The sequence below is a fragment of the Streptomyces sp. NPDC051322 genome (genome assembly GCF_040689485.1).
GTDB lineage: Bacteria > Actinomycetota > Actinomycetes > Streptomycetales > Streptomycetaceae > Streptomyces.
In genome coordinates this window covers 321,274-337,262 of sequence record NZ_JBFBAK010000010.1, presented here as the reverse complement: position 1 = coordinate 337,262, position 15,989 = coordinate 321,274, and the positions used below count along the sequence as shown (strand labels likewise).

Annotated in this window: 13 protein-coding genes; 4 read left to right on the top strand and 9 right to left on the bottom strand. The window is 68.4% G+C overall.

Annotation, left to right across the window (positions count from 1 at the left end):
• Positions 1–192: 192 nt before the first annotated feature.
• Positions 193–4,677 carry an FtsK/SpoIIIE domain-containing protein gene (locus AB0436_RS24375; protein ID WP_366470033.1) on the top strand — a complete coding sequence of 1,495 codons (4,485 nt, stop codon included), beginning with the start codon at positions 193–195 and terminating at the stop codon, positions 4,675–4,677.
• A 104-nt stretch (positions 4,678–4,781) separates the two neighbouring features.
• Here the strand turns inward: AB0436_RS24375 and AB0436_RS24370 are convergent, their stop codons facing one another.
• From AB0436_RS24370 to AB0436_RS24355, 4 genes are all read right to left on the bottom strand, one after another.
• A complete protein-coding gene (locus AB0436_RS24370) occupies positions 4,782–5,042 on the bottom strand; it encodes a WXG100 family type VII secretion target (RefSeq protein WP_328537326.1) in 261 nt (86 codons plus the stop codon).
• 120 nt (positions 5,043–5,162) lie between these two features.
• The gene (locus tag AB0436_RS24365; protein ID WP_366470032.1) at positions 5,163–5,627 is read right to left on the bottom strand and encodes a DUF3592 domain-containing protein; all 465 of its coding nucleotides are present in this window, start codon (positions 5,625–5,627) and stop codon (positions 5,163–5,165) included.
• Positions 5,628–5,779: 152 nt separating this feature from the next.
• Positions 5,780–7,255, bottom strand: coding sequence for a hypothetical protein (locus AB0436_RS24360; protein ID WP_366470031.1), 1,476 nt, complete (start codon positions 7,253–7,255; stop codon positions 5,780–5,782).
• Positions 7,248–7,577 (bottom strand): SAV_915 family protein, encoded by a 330-nt coding sequence (locus tag AB0436_RS24355; RefSeq protein ID WP_366470030.1) that lies wholly within the window; start codon positions 7,575–7,577, stop codon positions 7,248–7,250. The genes AB0436_RS24360 and AB0436_RS24355 overlap by 8 nt, the downstream gene beginning before the upstream one ends.
• Before the next feature lie 122 nt (positions 7,578–7,699).
• Here AB0436_RS24355 and AB0436_RS24350 point away from each other — a divergent pair, with 122 nt between their 5' ends.
• The 3 genes from AB0436_RS24350 (at position 7,700) to AB0436_RS24340 (ending at position 9,233) form a co-directional block, all read left to right on the top strand.
• The gene (locus AB0436_RS24350; RefSeq protein WP_366470029.1) at positions 7,700–8,002 is read left to right on the top strand and encodes a hypothetical protein; all 303 of its coding nucleotides are present in this window, start codon (positions 7,700–7,702) and stop codon (positions 8,000–8,002) included.
• Positions 8,003–8,098: 96 nt separating this feature from the next.
• Entirely contained in the window at positions 8,099–8,359 is a 261-nt protein-coding gene (locus tag AB0436_RS24345; RefSeq protein ID WP_366470028.1) for a hypothetical protein, read from the top strand.
• Positions 8,360–8,399: 40 nt separating this feature from the next.
• Positions 8,400–9,233 carry a hypothetical protein gene (locus AB0436_RS24340; protein ID WP_366470027.1) on the top strand — a complete coding sequence of 278 codons (834 nt, stop codon included), beginning with the start codon at positions 8,400–8,402 and terminating at the stop codon, positions 9,231–9,233.
• 382 nt (positions 9,234–9,615) lie between these two features.
• Here the strand turns inward: AB0436_RS24340 and AB0436_RS24335 are convergent, their stop codons facing one another.
• The 5 genes from AB0436_RS24335 to AB0436_RS24315 all read right to left on the bottom strand — a co-directional run bounded on the left by AB0436_RS24335 (position 9,616) and on the right by AB0436_RS24315 (position 15,955).
• Complete coding sequence (locus AB0436_RS24335) at positions 9,616–11,034, bottom strand: PE-PGRS family protein (protein WP_366470026.1); 1,419 nt, start codon at positions 11,032–11,034, stop codon at positions 9,616–9,618.
• Between the two features lie 61 nt (positions 11,035–11,095).
• Positions 11,096–11,794: a hypothetical protein gene (locus tag AB0436_RS24330; RefSeq protein ID WP_366470025.1), complete on the bottom strand. Its 699-nt coding sequence runs from the start codon at positions 11,792–11,794 to the stop codon at positions 11,096–11,098.
• Between the two features lie 42 nt (positions 11,795–11,836).
• A complete protein-coding gene (locus AB0436_RS24325) occupies positions 11,837–12,382 on the bottom strand; it encodes a hypothetical protein (RefSeq protein WP_366470023.1) in 546 nt (181 codons plus the stop codon).
• A gap of 68 nt (positions 12,383–12,450) precedes the next feature.
• Positions 12,451–13,743, bottom strand: a complete 1,293-nt coding sequence (locus tag AB0436_RS24320) for a hypothetical protein (RefSeq protein ID WP_366470022.1) — start codon at positions 13,741–13,743, stop codon at positions 12,451–12,453.
• Positions 13,733–15,955, bottom strand: a complete 2,223-nt coding sequence (locus AB0436_RS24315; RefSeq protein ID WP_366470021.1) for a hypothetical protein — start codon at positions 15,953–15,955, stop codon at positions 13,733–13,735. The genes AB0436_RS24320 and AB0436_RS24315 overlap by 11 nt, the downstream gene beginning before the upstream one ends.
• Positions 15,956–15,989: the final 34 nt, after the last annotated feature.

The window sequence follows — 15,989 nt, the reverse complement described above, 5'->3', positions numbered from 1 at the left end:
CGGCAGCCGCCTGATAGCCACACCCAGCACCCCTGGGTGACCCAACCCTACGAATGGCTCGATCAACCCGATCAAGACGGTAGAGCCGTCTGAGGTGACAGGGCGCCTGTTCCGGCAGGCGTTCGCACCCATTAGCCTCAGTGAATCCATGGACGATGTAGCCAGCGCGGGCCGGCAGGGAGGAAGACGACCATGCGAGTGCTGGTGACAGTCGTGCGGGAGGGGGAAGAGCCGCAGGACGTGCTGGTCAACACGGACGACGCAGCCACCGCGGGGGACCTCGCGGAGGTGCTCGCCGCCACCCGGCAGGCCCCACAACCGGGTTATGGCCCCGGACGCCGTGCGATGCCCTCCGTCGTGGTCCCCATGCCGGGGACCACCCTGGATCCGCGGTTCACCTACGGAAACGAGCCCGTCCACAGCCCCACACTCTGGGCCGACGGCAACCGCTGCGACCCCCGTACACCGGTGACGTCCGTGCTGCGCGACGGAATGCGGATCTCCGTCGACGATTCCATCGGCCCGCTGCTGCGCCGAGGCGAACCCGCCGGCCGGTACGAACTACGGGTCGCGGGCGGCGCCTCGTCCGGCCGGGTCGTCCGGCTGGCCGCCGGGACCGCCACCATCGGATCCGCCCCGACCTGCACGCTGGCCGTCACCGACCCCCAACTGCCGCCCGTGGCGGCACGGGTGGCCATCGACGTGCAGGGAAGGGCAGTACTCACAGCTCAGCCCGGCGCCGCCCACCTGGACGACGTACCGGTCGTCGGCGAACAGAACTGGCCGCTGGGCGGTGTCGCCCGCATCGGTGACTCGCTCCTCATACTCGACGAGGCCGGCGAGCCGGACGCCCATCTCTCCGACACCGGCGAAGGCGGACTGGCGTACAACCGGCCCCCGCGCCTCTCACCGCTCCGGCCACGCCCGCGACTTGTCGTGCCCGTACCGCCGTCGAAGAGCGAACGCGCCCGCTTCCAGATGATCGCGGCGCTCATGCCGATGGCCTTCGGCCTCGCCATGTACTTCGTCACCAAGCAGATCTACATGCTGATGTTCTGCCTGATGAGCCCGGTGATGATGCTCGGTCAGTGGCTGAGCGACAACCGTGAGGGCAAGAAGAAGAACAAGACATCGGTCAAGCAGTACAAGAAGGACGTCGCCGCCCACGAAGCCGACCTGCTCAAGGTCGCCAAGGAGGAGCAGCGGCGGCTGCGTACCGGCAACCCAGACCCGGCCGAGATCCTGCTCTTCGCCACCGGACCGCGCCGCCGGCTGTGGGAACGCCGGCTCACCGACCCCGACGTGCTGAAGCTGCGGATCGGTGTGGGCAGCCTGCCCGCCGACATCGAGCTGGTCATGGGCCGCGGAGCGCAGTTCGACGACGAAGGGCCCCAGCCGCCCAGGCTCGCCGACGTACCGATCACGCTGCCCTTCCCCGAGCTCGGCGTGGTCGGTATCGCCGGCGACCGCCCCCGCACGCTCGCCACCGCGCGCTGGCTCGCCGTGCAGGCGGCCGTCCTGCACAGCCCCCGTGAACTGGGACTTGTCGTCCTGTCCTCCGCGCGGGACGCCGCCGCCGAATGGAACTGGGCGCACTGGATCCCGCACACCGCACCCCAGCAGGGCCAGGACTGCGTCGCCCTGGTCGGCTCGGACTCGGAGGCCATCGCCCGGCGGGTCAACGAACTCGTCAACGAACTCACCAGGCGCCAGGCCGCCCGTGAGAACCAGGGACGGATGGCAGGCTCGCTCAGCCCCGACCCGCACATCCTCGTGGTGCTCGACGGCGCCCGGCTGCTGCGCCGGATGCCCGGCGTGCCGCAACTCCTCCAGGAAGGCCCCGCGCTGGGCATCTTCGCCCTCTGCATCGACGAGGACGAGCGGCTGCTCCCCGAGGAGTGCCGGGCCGTGGTGTGCTGGACGGCCGAGTCACCCTCCCGGGTGCGGCTGCTGGGTTCCGGCCTCGAGGCGGTCGGCGAGGTACTGGCCGACCAGGTGGCCAACGACTGGTGCGAGCTGCTGGCCCGTTCGCTGGCTCCGGTACGCGACGTCAGCCGCGACGACGCGGACAGCGCTCTGCCCACCGCCGCCAGACTGCTGCACCTCATCGGTATGCCGGACCCGACCGGTGCCGACATCGAACGCGTGTGGAAGGCCGGCGGCTCGACCACCGCGGCGCCGATCGGGGTCGCCGCGGACGGTCCCTTCGTACTGGACATCCGGCGCGACGGCCCGCACGCGCTCGTCGCCGGTACCACCGGCGCCGGTAAGTCCGAACTGCTGCAGACGATCATCGCCTCGCTGGCGGTGGCCAACCGGCCCGACGCCCTCAACTACGTACTGATCGACTACAAGGGCGGCAGCGCCTTCATGGACTGCGCCCGGCTGCCGCACACCGTCGGCATGGTCAGCGACCTCGACGCCCACCTCACCGAGCGCGCGCTCGCCTCGCTCGCCGCAGAGCTGCACCGCCGCGAGGAGATCCTCTTCAACACCGGCACCAAGGACATCGAGGACTACAACGACACCCGTAAGCTCCGCCCCGAGCTCGAACCGATGCCGCGGCTCGTCCTGGTCATCGACGAGTTCGCCTCGCTGGTCGCCGAACTCCCCGACTTCATCGCGGGACTTGTCGACATCGCCCGGCGAGGCCGTTCGCTCGGTGTGCACCTGGTACTCGCCACCCAGCGACCGGCCGGTGTGGTCAGCGCGGACATCCGCGCCAACACCAACCTCCGGATCGCGCTGCGAGTGACCGACGGCGCCGAGTCCCAGGACGTCATCGACGCCATGGACGCCGGCGCCATCGCCAAGTCCACCCCCGGCCGGGCCTTCGTGCGCTCGGGTGCGCAGTCCCTCGTCGGTGTCCAGTCGGCCCGTATCGGTGGCCGGCGCCCGGCCACCGGCGGCAGTGGTCCGAAGGCCACCCTGGCCCCGCTCACCTGGCCGATGTACAGCCGCCCTGCCCCCCGGGTCGCCGAGGCCGACGACGACGGCACCATGGTCACCGACCTCGCCGTACTGGTCGACGCGATCCGCTCGGGCTCGGAGGCGATGGGCTTCCCGGCGCCGCGCAGCCCCTGGCTGCCGCCGCTCTCGGAACACGTCACCATCGACGAACTCGCCCAATTCGAGGACCGATCGGCCACCCACAGCGATGTGGCGCCCATCGGTTACGGACTCACCGACCTGCCCGCGCAGCAGGCCCGCAAGCCGCTCTCCATCGACCTGGTGCATGGCGAACACACCATGCTGATCGGCGGCGCCCGATGCGGCCGGTCCACCGCACTGCGCACCCTCGGCGGCGCCATCGCCCGCCAGACGTCACCGCTCGACGTGCATGTGTACGCCATCGACTGCGGCTCCAACGCGCTGCTGCCGCTGGTGCGGCTGCCGCACGTCGGCGCCGTGGTCAACCGCGACGAACCCGACCGGGTACGCCGGCTGCTCGACCGGCTGCTCGGGGAGATCGCCCGCCGCCAGCAGATGCTCGCCATGGAAGGCGCCTCCAGCGCCGCCGAGCAGCGGGCCGGTGCCGCCCCCGAGGACCGGCTGCCGTGGATGGTGCTGCTGCTCGACGGCTGGGAAGGCTTCGTCTCCACCTTCGAGAACTACAACTACGGCCAGTTGATCGAGCAGTTGCAGCGGATCTTCCGGGAGGGCTCGGCAGTCGGCATCAAGGTGGTCATGACTGCCGACCGCTCAGGCCTCAGCGGCAACGTCGCATCCGCTTTCGCGGACCGCCTGGTGCTGCGCTTCGCCGATGTCAACGACTACTCCATGGCCGGGCTGCAGACGCGCGAGGTCCCCAAGGACATGCCGCCGGGACGCGCGCTGCGGATCACCGACAACGGTGTGGAGGAGACCCAGATCGGCCTGCTCGACGCCGACCCGGCCGGTCAGGCCCAGGTACGCCGGCTCCGCGAGATCGCGGAGAACGCGCAGGCTCAGTACGGCCGGGTCCCCGCAGGCCGCGGCCCGATGCGCGTGGACGCCCTCCCCGCCCGCATCACCGCCACACAGGCCCTGGAGCTGGACCCCACCCCGGCGCCCCGCGCGCCGCTGTGGGCACTGCTCGGTGTCGGCGGCGACGAACTCGCCCCGGTCGGCGTCGACCTGGAGGAGTCCGGCCCCGGCTTCGTGATCGCGGGCCCGCCCAAGTCCGGTCGCTCCAACGCCCTGGTGGTCGCCGCCGAATCGCTGCTCCGGTCCGGAACCTCCGTCGTGCTCATCACCCCACGCCGGTCGCCGCTGCGCGAACTGGAGGGGCGCGACGGCGTACTCGGCGTACTGAACGGTGAGAGCAGAGAAGACGACCTCGAGGAGTTGCTGGAGCAAGCGGAGGGACGTCCGTACGTGGTGATCGTCGACGACGCCGAACTCCTTTACGACGGAAACCTCGACGAGGCCCTGGAGGCCGTCATCCGCAAGGGCGCCGACGGCGGCCTCGGCCTGATCGCGGCCGGCACCACGGACACCCTGGCTTCCCAGTACCGGGGTTTCGTCCCCGAGGCCCGCAAGTCCCGCAACGGCATCCTGCTGACCCCGCAGACGCCGCAGGAGGGTGAACTCTTCAACGTCCGACTACCCGCCAACAGCACCGCGGGCCCCGTCGGCAGCGGCCTCCTGATCGCCGGCGGAACCCTCACCCCGATCCAGGGCGCGATGCGCGGCTGACCCGCGTGCCGGGCGCGGCGGTCGCTCCGGCACGCCAACGCGCCGGAGCGACCACCTGCTTGAGGTGGCCGCCCCGGCGGTCGTTTACACGCTGCTGATCGGGATCAGGTGGCGCGCTCGATGTTGTCCGCGCTGGTGGACGCCGACTTGCTGGCGTCGTGCAGCGTGTCGACCCACTTCTCGAAGGTCGGACGGACGCCCTCCCAGTCGCTGCGGAAGCGGTCGGCCTTGGGGCCCTTCCAGTAGCCGTGGCTGCTGGAGGTGGCCGTGTTCAGGTTCTTGATCAGAGTCTGAAGGTCGGTCGACTTGTGCGCAAAGAGCTTGGCCAAGTCCCGGAGCTGATGAAGATCTGCACCGCGGTCCATCGCGATCCTCCCCGTGTTGTAGAGGTAAACGGACTATCCGTTTGCAACAGTGGACGCTACCGTACGGCGGGCAGTTCCCGTAAAGGGCCTTGGGCCCCTGGTTTGGTCGGAGTTGACGGTTCACGTCTTGGTGAGCGGGATGGGCGGTTCGCCCGGATTGAGCTGTGTTGGGGCGGGTGTTGGGGGACGGCCGTAGGTGCGGAGGATGTGGCGGCGGCGGAGGATGAGGGCTGCGGTGCCGACTGTGAAGAACAGGATCAGGAACCCGCTGCCGATGACTGCGAGATTCACGTACGGCGGGTGACGGAGCCAACTCTGGGCCAGAACTTGAGAAGGATCGTGCGGATCGTAGGTGACCGCCAGATCATCCCCCGTTTCGACTTCCGAGATCATGCCCGAAGCGTCGTACAACTCGGTATTCACCAGGTGCTTGGAAGCACTGAAGCGAACCTTCACGCTCTTGGTGTGAGTGTTTACAGCTGTGACTCTGGCGGGGGTCGTGACTCCGTGGGAGCGAAGGTTGTTAACTGTCAGGTGCGGGGGAATCCACAGGGCGGCGAACAGTCCGCAGCTGAAGAGGGCCATCCCGAAGATGAAAAGAATGAAACGGCGTTTGGGGAGCGGTGGAGTGCGCCTGCTAGATCTCTCATTCTTGGCAAGTTCGCTCGAACGTCGAGCGCGGGGTGGGAGGTTCCACTTGGTCGCTGGTCGCCATTCCTTCTTCATCATCGCCCGTTCTAGGAGAACCAATGGGAAACAGAACGCTTCATGTCTGATGCGCTTTCGCTGACGGAATCGACTAGATCCTTCGCTGCGGTACTCACTGCATGCACCGCTTCGATTCCGGATGGCATGTCCTTCAAGGCGTATGACGCCGCGTACCCGGCGACGAAGCCAACAACAATTCCGGCTGCGATACCCCAGCCGACGGGACCGCCAGCCAGGGCCACGAGTCCGACCCCCGCCCACGTGCCCAGCGCCCCCGCCGCCATCCCAACCCCATTCGCAGCGACAGCCACATCCGCATCGGTCCCATGCTCGATATCCCAAGCCGTCGCCCCGACAGTAAGCACCGTCCCCACCAGAGGCACCTTCCCGCCCGCCCGCAGAACCCCTCCGAACGCCCCCATCCCACCGGGCGGCCGCAGGCTCGGCACCTTGTCGACGAGCCATCCCGCGCCCTCGCCCACCGAGGCCTCCATCAGCCTGGAGAACGACCCGAGACCGTACTTCGCCAGGACCCGCTCCGACTCAAGGCTCGCCGCTCTGGCTGCCTTGCCCGAGCGGCTGGTCGCCTTGGACAGCTGCCGCTTGGCCGCCTTGCCCACGGCGGCAACACGTTGCCGGTGAAGCTCCTGCGCATCGCGGGCGAACTCCCTGGCTGCGTCCCCATAGTGCTCGGAGAGCTGGATCTGCACCCCGATCACACCGGCCAGCAGCCCCACGTCGTCGGACCAGGTGTCGGCCGGATCGAGCAGCTTCGATGAGGCCTTCTTCAGGTGCCACCAGCCACGGTCCCAGAGTTCCGGCGCATCTCCCTGCATCAGCGCCCGATTGAAGAGAGCCCCCGGCTCGTCCTTCCCCACGGGTCCGTGAAAGAGCGCCAGTGTCTTATCGAATCCCGGAGCAGGCGAGTCCGCCATGACCGCAGTCGTGAACGCCGAGCCGAAAACCTTCGCGTCCGCCCCCGCCGTACCCGCATCGGCCGCCATGATCACAGTCGGCAGATTCTTCACCAACGCGGGATCCATCCGCGCATAGAACGCAGAAGTGAAGTCCGGATCCCCGCGATGCGCAGCCAGTGCACCCGCGATCCGGTGAAACTCCGCACCACCTGGGCCCCGGGCAAGGGCCCCGGCCTTGTCCGCATCCTCCGCGAGCACCTTCCCGTCCGCCCGCGCCGACGCGACACTCATGACGGGTTCAGGAAGCCGCACCATGGCGGGCCCGCCGCCGGCCCGACGGTGGTGCCCACCGTCGTTCTCCATGGCCACAGCCAACGCTTGGCGCCGCCGCAACATGGGGAGCTCGTCGTCGACCCAGCTTGCGATCTTCCCGATCTCGGTCAGATGCCGGGTGTCGAGCCCGTACTTCTGGAACCGGCCGTAGTACGAGGCCCTGCCTCCGTGCAGCAGTTTGCTGCCGCCGACCAGGGCATCAATGCTCCTCTGCAGGTTCGCGGGGTTGATCCCGGAGAAGTTCGGATCAACCATTTGAGTGATCCTTTTCCGGACCCGGCGCCACCTGGGCGTCCACCAGCACGCCCCGCGCCCCGGACCCTTCCAGGGCCCGATTCAACTCCTTGACCGGCACCGCCACCCACGGCTGTTCCACGCCGAGCGCCGCGGCCAGCAGGCCGACCGCGCTGAAGGCCAACGCCACAAGCCGTTCCTCACCGCTGTCAGTGGCCACCGGCACCAGCATGACGTCGACCGTGTTTTCGATATATGGCTTCCCGTTCGCATCCTCCGGAATGGCGCTCATAGTGGGCAGCAAAAGAACATCTGGGGCTACTCGCGCTTCTTCGTCCTGCATCACATCAGGCTATGAGGACCTACCGCCCAGCAATCCCATCCCCACGGCCAAGCCGGGTCGGTGCCACCGGAGTTGGTAAGGTCCGTGGCCCCTGTGCCCGCAAACCATGGAGAGGCGGGGGCATGACAGATTACCCGGCAAAGGTTCCCAATCCTCGAAAGGCAGATCTCGAAAAACTGCGCAGCGATCTCGCCAAAGAAATCGAAGCACTGAGCAAGGCGCTCAAGAAGCCCACCGAAGAATTCGGAGGCGGCGACGTCTGGGTAGGCAAGAACGCCCGCACTTGGCACCGGGAACTGGCCGGCCGGCACAGGAGGCTCGGTGAACAGGTCGCCGCGTTACTGCCATTGGTGGAGGCGGCAATCACCAGCGAACCCGAAAAGGTCGGCAGGAAGGAGGCGCGTACCTACCACGACGGTGCCTGAGAGACCTCACCCACCGTCTCGCCGACCCCTTGAGGTTCTCCGCTACTGCCCGTCTATGCTTGGTGGCCAGTCCGAATGACAGCGGGGGAGGCTGCTATGGGAAATCCGGACATCCAGGACCTCAATTCGCGTGCCGCGTCTCTGAGGTCGCTGGCCGATCACATCGAATCGCTGGTGGATCCAGCGCACACCCAGAGCACCAGGGCGATGAAGACCTGGGCGGGCCCGAACGCCGACGATGTGCGCGGCAAGCTCAAGAGTTGGCGCACGAAGTGCACCACGGTCGCCAAGTCGCTCCGCGAAGAGGCGCACAAGGCCTCCCAGGAAGCCAAAGATCTGCAGCACCCCAAGAAGTGAACCGTGTGCCCGTGAGGCCCAGGGGGAGGAAACTACAGCGATGCCTTCGTACGACAGTTCCCGAGGCCGTCTCAGGCTGGCCGACCGCCACATAGGCGTCTTCGCGCACCTGCTGGACGGCGAGAACCCGCCGGACGAGCTGTGGCCGTCACTGGTGGAGCTGCAGCAGATCGGCCTGGTCGGCGAGGAAGGGGAACTCGCACCGCTGATGCGCGACTTGCTCGGGGCCCTGGCCGACCCCCTGGTCATGATCACCGTCGAGGTCACCGGCGAACACGGCCCGGTCAACCACGGCGTCATCGTCGGGCAGAACGCCGTCATCTCCCATGACGGCTGGCCCGGCGAGGAAGAGTCCGAGTACGTCCCGCTGGAGCCGAGCACCCTGGTGTGGGAACTGGCCAGGAAGGTCAACCTCCGCAGCGGCGAAAGCGAGGAGCCGGCGGTCGACCGCATCGAGACGACGATGGGCGCCCTCGATGCGGCGTTCGTCGCACTCGGTGAGGGCGACGGAGCCGAGGAGAAAGCAACCCGCGACCTCGTCCGCAAAGCCCTCGTCGAAGTGGACACCCACCTCAAGGACCCCGAGCTCGCCCAATTCGCGAACCTCGTCCTGGCCATCAACTCCACCTGGCGCATCACCACCGCCTGGGACGGCAAGCACGAGGACGAACGCGCCGCCATGATCCGCGCCCTCGCCGTCTGGGACTGCGGTAACCGCGGTTACTGGATCCGCGAACAGCCGGAGGAGCCGATCCTGCCGGGCCAGGTCACCCCGGAAAGCGTGCTGGTCCTGGTCGAGTCCAACGCCGGCGAACTCTGGGAGAAGGTCGCCGACCTCCTACCGGACAAGGCAGACCTGATCGACGAGGCGTAGTCCTCACGCAGCTTTGAGGGTCGCGTCCGTTCTCGGTGCGGCCCTCAAATCAGTGTGCACGCATGAGCGTTATACGAGAGGTTCTGCTGTGCATCGCTTCGAGTTTGGCCTTGTGCCCGTGGAGAAAGGTAACGGTTACGGGTGTGCCGGGGCGCAGCTACTGGCGCCATGGGGGCTTCTTTTTGGGCGACACCGCGACGGGGGCTCGGCACGAGTTTGTCCGGCCCTCTGATGGCGAACTCATAATGTGACGGTGCGTAGCGGTTATATTCTCGATCGCCGCAGCGTACTGCTGCGTGGCAGTTTCCGTTTGGGCGCCACCGTGGTGAAGAAACGGCGCAAGGTTCCGACTCGTGGACGTCACCCCGGCACACTCGTGTGGTCAGAACCAGCTCATCGGATTGGCGTGTTTCGCCAGACTCTTGGCGCCGTCGGCGATTCCGTCGCCGATCTTGGACGCCTTGTCGCCGACCCAGTCGGCGGCCTTCCCCGCGCCCTTCTTGATGTCGCCCCAGTGCTGCACGATCTTCGCGCCGCCGTAGACGACCCCGAAGCCGACCGCGAGGCCGATGGTGACCGGGTTCGGGGCGATCATGGCGGCGGTCATCGAGGCGTTGAAGCCGACCTCGGCGACGTCGGCGACGTAGCCGGCGCCATTGCGCTTGTAGGCGTCGACGGGGTTGCCCTGCGAGATGACGTTTGCCGCGCTGAACACGGTCGACGCCGCGCTGCCCGCGATACCGGCCCCGCGCAGGAAGCCGGATACCTTGCCCGCCGCCCCGAGGCCCTTGCTGAGGGCGCCGAGCCGGGTGGCGCCCAAACCGCGCGATTCCGTGAAGGCGTTGCTGGTCACCCTGAGAAGACTCGCGTTGCCGGCACGAGCGACATCCGTACCGGCGTGGGTGACCCCGCCGTACTTCGCGGCGAGCGAATCGGAACCGACGATGAAGTCGATCGCCTTGTTCGCTGTGAGGCCCTTCCAGATCGGGGAGTCCATGAACGGCAGTTTGCGGGCGGCGTTGTAGGCCTGGCCCGTCAGGTCGTTGATCCGTCCGGTCGTGCCAGGAATCTTCTGCGCCCACTGCCCCAGCTTGCTCGGAAACCAGCTTCCCGGTGCGCCGAGCGAGCGGATGGGCAGCTTCATCTTGATGAGCTTGCTGCCTGACCACCGGAGGAGACTGTTGTCGGACCCCCGGAGCGTCACCCCGATACGGGTCTTCCAGGTCCGCAGCGCACCCTTGGCGAGCGCGTTGCCGACGAGCACCTTGGTGAGCGCGGTTCCCTGGATGGTGACGGTCGCGGTGGTCGAGGTGACCGAACCCCAGTCGCCGTAGAGTCCGATCAGGTACTGAATCGTCTTCTCGTGCGGGTGCAGGCCGGGTATCTTGCCTATCGCCTGAGCCTTGAGCCGGTCCAGCCAGTCGTTGAGTGACTCGTGCGGCTGCCGCTTGAATGAATCAGCCTTCGGGTCGTCGCTGGCTGCCACCGAGTTGGCGAGCAGGATGACATCGGGGCCGAGCTTTTCACCCTTGTACTTCTTGAGATCCGCGTCGGTGAAGCCTGCCCATTTGAACCCGGCGTCGGGGTCACCGTTCTCCAGCCGGGCGAAGTTGGCACGCTTTCGCAGGTCGGGTCCCGTGTCGGTGACCCAGGAACGCAAGGGTTTGAGAGACGTCAGGTGACTGGTGACGCCCAGCTTCGAGGCCCTGGTGAATGCTTCGTCGACTTTGTCCTGGACGCCGCCCCGGCCGTCGAGCAGCTTGGCGAGCTGGTCCATGTCGTCCGGATTGGCTGTTCTCAACGTGCTCTCCCCCGAGGGCGAATGGGCGACTGATTCTACGGGCAGCTGTCAACCCTGATGCCTAGCGGTCCCCTACGAGAGCGAACGCGAAGGCCAGCCGACGGTCGACCCATTCGGTCCGGATGGTGACTTCCGTGCTGCCTTCGGAGACCATTACCACCTTGTCCTCCACTCGCCACTCAAGGGTTCGCGGTTTGGACGGCTGGTCGCCGCCGACGTCGCCGCCGATATCAGCCAGGCCGGCCACAAGACCGATGGTCATTCTGACCGCCGCCCGTCCGACGACCTCCTTCGTGGAATCACCGCTGACCCATTCGTTGCGGCCGACGATCTCCGGATGCCCCGGCTGGTCGATGCGCCAGGTGTGCCGGAAGGGGCGCTTGGGCGGGATGCGACGCAAGGTTCCGATGACCTCTCCCTGTGCGTCACGCACGACGTGGTGGCGCTCCCCGTTCACTTCCTGCGGCGCATCCACGGAGCAGAGCAGACGCTGCGCCTCGGGGTCCTCGTACAGGGTGAGATCGGACCGGGCCGGCCCTGAGGCGGGTCGTGACGCGGGAGCGAGGTACGCACAAGGGGCGTTGACCCGGTAGTCCTTGCCGCCCTGGGGCACACGTACCGCCCGCGGTCCGTACACAGCCTTCTTGCGCTTGGGCGTCGCTGGGCGCTCCGCCGTATCGATGACGAACTTGTGGACTGTCGCCCATGCAACCGGCTCCACGGGGGGCTCCTCGACCTTCCTGCCCTTACCGAATGCCACCGTTACCTCCTGGACCGAACTGACGGGCGAGCCGTTAAGACCCTAACGCCCGTGTTCTTCGGGCGAGACCGGCATCCCCGCAGCCGCGTTGGCCAGCGCCGTGAGGAAGGCAGCCCGGTCGCGCGTGGCGATCGTCAGGAGCTCGCCCTGCCGGTTGGCGATCACCACGCTGTCCATGCCCATCGGCACGGACCAGCCCCCACCGACCAGCCGCGGTGCTCCACGGTCGGCGGCACGGAGGCCCGGTACCGGGGCGTCGATGGTGCCCAGTGACGACGCGTAACGCTGCATCGGTGTGGGGTTCGATCCCTGCAGGGCAGCGTGTACGGAGTTGAAGTCCACGTCGGCGAGCGGTATGCGTTCGCGGCCGACCCGGAGGGTGGAGCGGTCGATACGGATCCGGTGGTAGATCACCTTGGAGATCGGGATGGCCAGGCAGGGCAGCAGGATCAGCAGGAAGAGTGCGGAGAGCCCGAACCAGAGGCCGATCTCGTCCGGGAAGGTTCCCGGGGCCATGGCGGCGATGCCCGCCAGGTAGAGCGCGATGCAGATGGACGACCAGATCTTGGGCGCCTTCTCTATGTACATGATTCTCGGACTCGCCTCAGCGGTTGACGGGTTGGGGTCCTCAGACGCTACCGTCCGCACCCCGGTGGTCACGACTGCCCGGCCTTGTGCGAGAACTCCCCGCGCCCCACCCGCGCCGCCATGCCGTCCTCCGCAGAGCGGACCAGCGACCCGTACCCCGTGGCCGCCCAGACGCTGCGGTCCGCCGGGATCTCGAAGTAGGGGACTTCGCGGCCACCCTTCGACTCCGGAGCGGTGAGTACCTCCGGCGCGCGTCGGGTGCGGACCGCCCGGTCGCAGGCCTCGCAGACCGCCACGTTCAATCGGTCGCGGCGGCCGAGCGGGCGCCAGTCGATGCGGCGGGCGGCGCGGCCGTGCAGGGGGTTGAAGAAGCAGAGCGGAAGGACGGACGGGGTACGGCCGGCCAGGGCGTCACGGCCCTCGGTGACGAGGGCGAGGACCCCGGCCAGGTCGGGCACGCCGTGGGCCGCGTCCAGGACCTTGCCGGCCGCTGCGTAGGCGTCCAGGGCGCGCGGCAGGCCCGGCAGGGAGTCGGCGGCGGACTGGGCCGCTTCGCCGAGCGCGATGACCTCGGCGGAGGCGTGCCTGCGCAGTTCACGTTCGTCGGCGCTGCGGGCGGCCGCGAACACCGCCTGGGGGAATGCGAAGGGGGCGTTCGGCGCGGGGCGGCTCCGGCGGCGGCGTACGAACACCAGCGCACCGCCCGCGAGCCCGAGGACCGCCACCGCGGCGAGGGCGATGACCAGCCAAGGGGTGGTTCCGCCGTCCTTCGGCTTGTGGGTGGCGCTCGGCGCGGACGAACCGAGATCGGATGTGGCGTCGTCGTACACCTGGGTGCCGTTGCCCTGCTGCACCAGCTCGATCGCCTTGGAGACCTGGTCGGCGAGGCTCGCGTCCCGCATGTCGTCCAGGAAGCCGACCGCCGACACGGCGTCGCTGGTCTGATGCTTGTCGTCCGGCCACTCACGGCCGCTCAGGTAGCCGGCCTCGTCGGAGGTGCTGATCAGGATGAGGTCGTGCTGGGTCAGATGGTCGCGGACGACGCCCTGAAGGTTGTCGGACTCGCCGTTGAAGCTGTCGCCCTTGATCAGCGGCACCAACACCACCTTGATCGGCAGCCCGGTCTTCGCGATCTGCGCGGCGAGCTGTTTCTGTCGCGTGGGTGGTACGGATCCGGTGTACCCGGGGTCGACGTACACCGGTGAGGTTCGCAGCCCCGCCGCGATCCGGGCGCCCGGGCTGGGCGGCTGCGCCGCGGCCGGTAGCACCAGCACCGGCACCAGCACCAGGGCCAGCGCCGACAGGAGTGCGGCGAGCGGGGCGGCGAAGGTTCGCTTGAGGCCCCCGGGGTTACTGGACACCGGCGTACTCCCTTACGGCGTCGAGAAGTCGGGCAATTCCGTGCTGGGCGGCGGGCAGCGGACCGGCTGCCTCCTCGTATGCCACCCGCTCACCGTGGTCGGCGCCCGGCAGCGTGAGCCGAAGGGCGCTCAGCGGGCCGTGCCGGCCGTCGGCCGCCGCGTGGCGGCATGGCTCGCACACTGGGATGCGGCGCCGCCTGCGCCGCCCACGCTCCACGTAACGCACGTCGTGCTTCTGAGTGGCGGGGCCGTGCAGCGGATTGAGGCCGCAGCAGAAGTCGGCGGCGGTGCCGGTCACCAGTGCGGCCCGGCCCGCGCGGGCCAGCGCGATGGCGGCGGCCAACTCGGCGGGCGCGGCCTCGTTGTCGACCCGGCCGTCGGAATCGCGGTCGACGAGGAGGGTGGCGGCATCCAGACAGTCCCAGCCCCGGGTGCGTACCGCCTCGGGCAGACTCTCCGGTGCCGCTTCGAACTCCCTCCCGAGGGTCGTGATGTCGCTGCGGGCCGTCCGGCGCAAGTACGCCTCGGCGGGATCGGCCGGAGCGGTGAACGCACCGGGCGTGGCGGAAGCGGGAGCGGCGGCCCGCCGTCTCCGCAAGGCGATCAGCCCGCCGGCCATGCTGATCAGCGCGACGATGATGCCGAAGGCCAACGCCCCCGCGAGCAGACCAACGAAGACGCCCGGCCAGAAGTCGCTGCGGAAGAACAGCGGGTGCAGCGTGGTGTCCTCGACGGGGTCCGGCGCCTGTTCGGTGCCGGAATCGGAGTAGCTCGGCTCGGACGTGCGTGGCGTCTTGCCGAGGAACGTCATCAGCTGGTCGAGCCGTGCGCCGAGCCGGAAGTCGGCCGGCTCGGAAACCGCGTTGTCGTAGCGGATCGCATCAGGCAGGTCGAAGGTCAGCCGACTGCTGTCGATCCGGAGCCCGTAGTTATCGACGCCGATATCACCGCGGAGCGGGTCGGCGACGATGTAGACGCCGTCCTTGTCCACCTTCTTGTGCAGCGCCGCGCTGAAAATGCCTGGCTCGTCGCCCGACTCGTCGTCGGAGAGCTGCGGCATGATCGCGAGGTAGACCGGCCCGGTGCTCGACTCGAACTCGGCCATCCGGTGCCGCAGTTCGGACTGCTTGGCGGCGGTGAGCAGCTGCGGGCTTTCCGGATCGCTGTACAGCGGGTCGTACCGGAGCCCGGCCGCGACCCGGTCGATGCGTGCCGCCATGTCGGCGGCGGTGGGCTGGGGTGCGGCGCTCGACGTCTTCTGGTCGAAGGCATGCAGCGTGACGAAGACGACGGCGACGGCGGCCAGCAGGGCGCAGCCCGCCTCGATCAGACGGGCGGCGAGCGGATGCCGGGCGCGGGGAGTCGCCTCTTTCGCGGACTTCCCGGAGTTTCCGGACTTCGCGGAGGCGGCGCCGGCCTGTTCCGGCAGCTTGCCGAGGTCGACGGTCGGCTTGGATGCCTTGGCCGGCTGCTTGCGGCGACGGAGCCGGCGCCGTACGTACGGCGACAGCAGCAGAATCAGCAGCGGAATACCGGTCAGCAGAATGCCGGTGAGGAACGACTGGTTGTCCCGGTCGGTCGGACCGATGTACATATTGTCCGGCTCGTGCGAACTCCCGCCCTCACCGCCGTACCTCTTGCGCGCACTGTCCGCACGCTGCGCAGCCTTGGTGCTTCCTTCGGCGATCACTTCGGTGAAGCGCTGGAACTTGAGCAGCGGCCCTGCGTCGTAGGGGAGTTCGTAGAGCGACACGGTGGACGCATCGTCCGCGGCGGCCCGTACCCCGTAGGCGTCGGCGGCTGCGACCCCCATGTCGTCGACCAGTACGTAGAGCCCGTCCCGCCCAAGCCGGTCGTGCACCGCGGCGAGCAGTGAGCCCCCAGCGCTGCGCTGCGCGGGAAGCACCAGGACGTACGTCGGGACGCCGGTCCGCTTTGCGTACTTCGCGAAGGCCGGGGCCAGGGAGCGCGGCACCTCGCGGGGCAACTGGTCTGTGACGTAGACCGGGTTGTTACGGAGAAGGTCGGCGAGGTGGGCGGCCTGCGAAGCGGGCGCGGAGCCCTGGGCGACGGCCGGCCCGGCGGGAACGAGCAGGGCAAACAGCAGTGCCAGCAGCGCGAACACGGCACGCAGTGCGGGGGCGCGTGGGATGCCGCCACGAGCGGTGTACTGCAGGCCGGCAGCCCGGGCGTCTGCGTTCCGTTCCCTCATGTGGCGAACTCTAGCGAGGTGTGCGTTGTGGTGG

Bases quoted from the DNA above. Each gene is read 5' to 3' on its own strand.
- AB0436_RS24375 (WP_366470033.1), top strand. From the start codon at position 193: ATGCGAGTGCTGGTGACAGTCGTGCGGGAGGGGGAAGAGCCGCAGGAC.
- AB0436_RS24370 (WP_328537326.1), bottom strand. From the start codon at position 5,042: ATGGACCGCGGTGCAGATCTTCATCAGCTCCGGGACTTGGCCAAGCTC.
- AB0436_RS24365 (WP_366470032.1), bottom strand. From the start codon at position 5,627: ATGGCCCTCTTCAGCTGCGGACTGTTCGCCGCCCTGTGGATTCCCCCG.
- AB0436_RS24360 (WP_366470031.1), bottom strand. From the start codon at position 7,255: ATGGTTGATCCGAACTTCTCCGGGATCAACCCCGCGAACCTGCAGAGG.
- AB0436_RS24355 (WP_366470030.1), bottom strand. From the start codon at position 7,577: ATGCAGGACGAAGAAGCGCGAGTAGCCCCAGATGTTCTTTTGCTGCCC.
- AB0436_RS24350 (WP_366470029.1), top strand. From the start codon at position 7,700: ATGACAGATTACCCGGCAAAGGTTCCCAATCCTCGAAAGGCAGATCTC.
- AB0436_RS24345 (WP_366470028.1), top strand. From the start codon at position 8,099: ATGGGAAATCCGGACATCCAGGACCTCAATTCGCGTGCCGCGTCTCTG.
- AB0436_RS24340 (WP_366470027.1), top strand. From the start codon at position 8,400: ATGCCTTCGTACGACAGTTCCCGAGGCCGTCTCAGGCTGGCCGACCGC.
- AB0436_RS24325 (WP_366470023.1), bottom strand. From the start codon at position 12,382: ATGTACATAGAGAAGGCGCCCAAGATCTGGTCGTCCATCTGCATCGCG.
- AB0436_RS24315 (WP_366470021.1), bottom strand. From the start codon at position 15,955: ATGAGGGAACGGAACGCAGACGCCCGGGCTGCCGGCCTGCAGTACACC.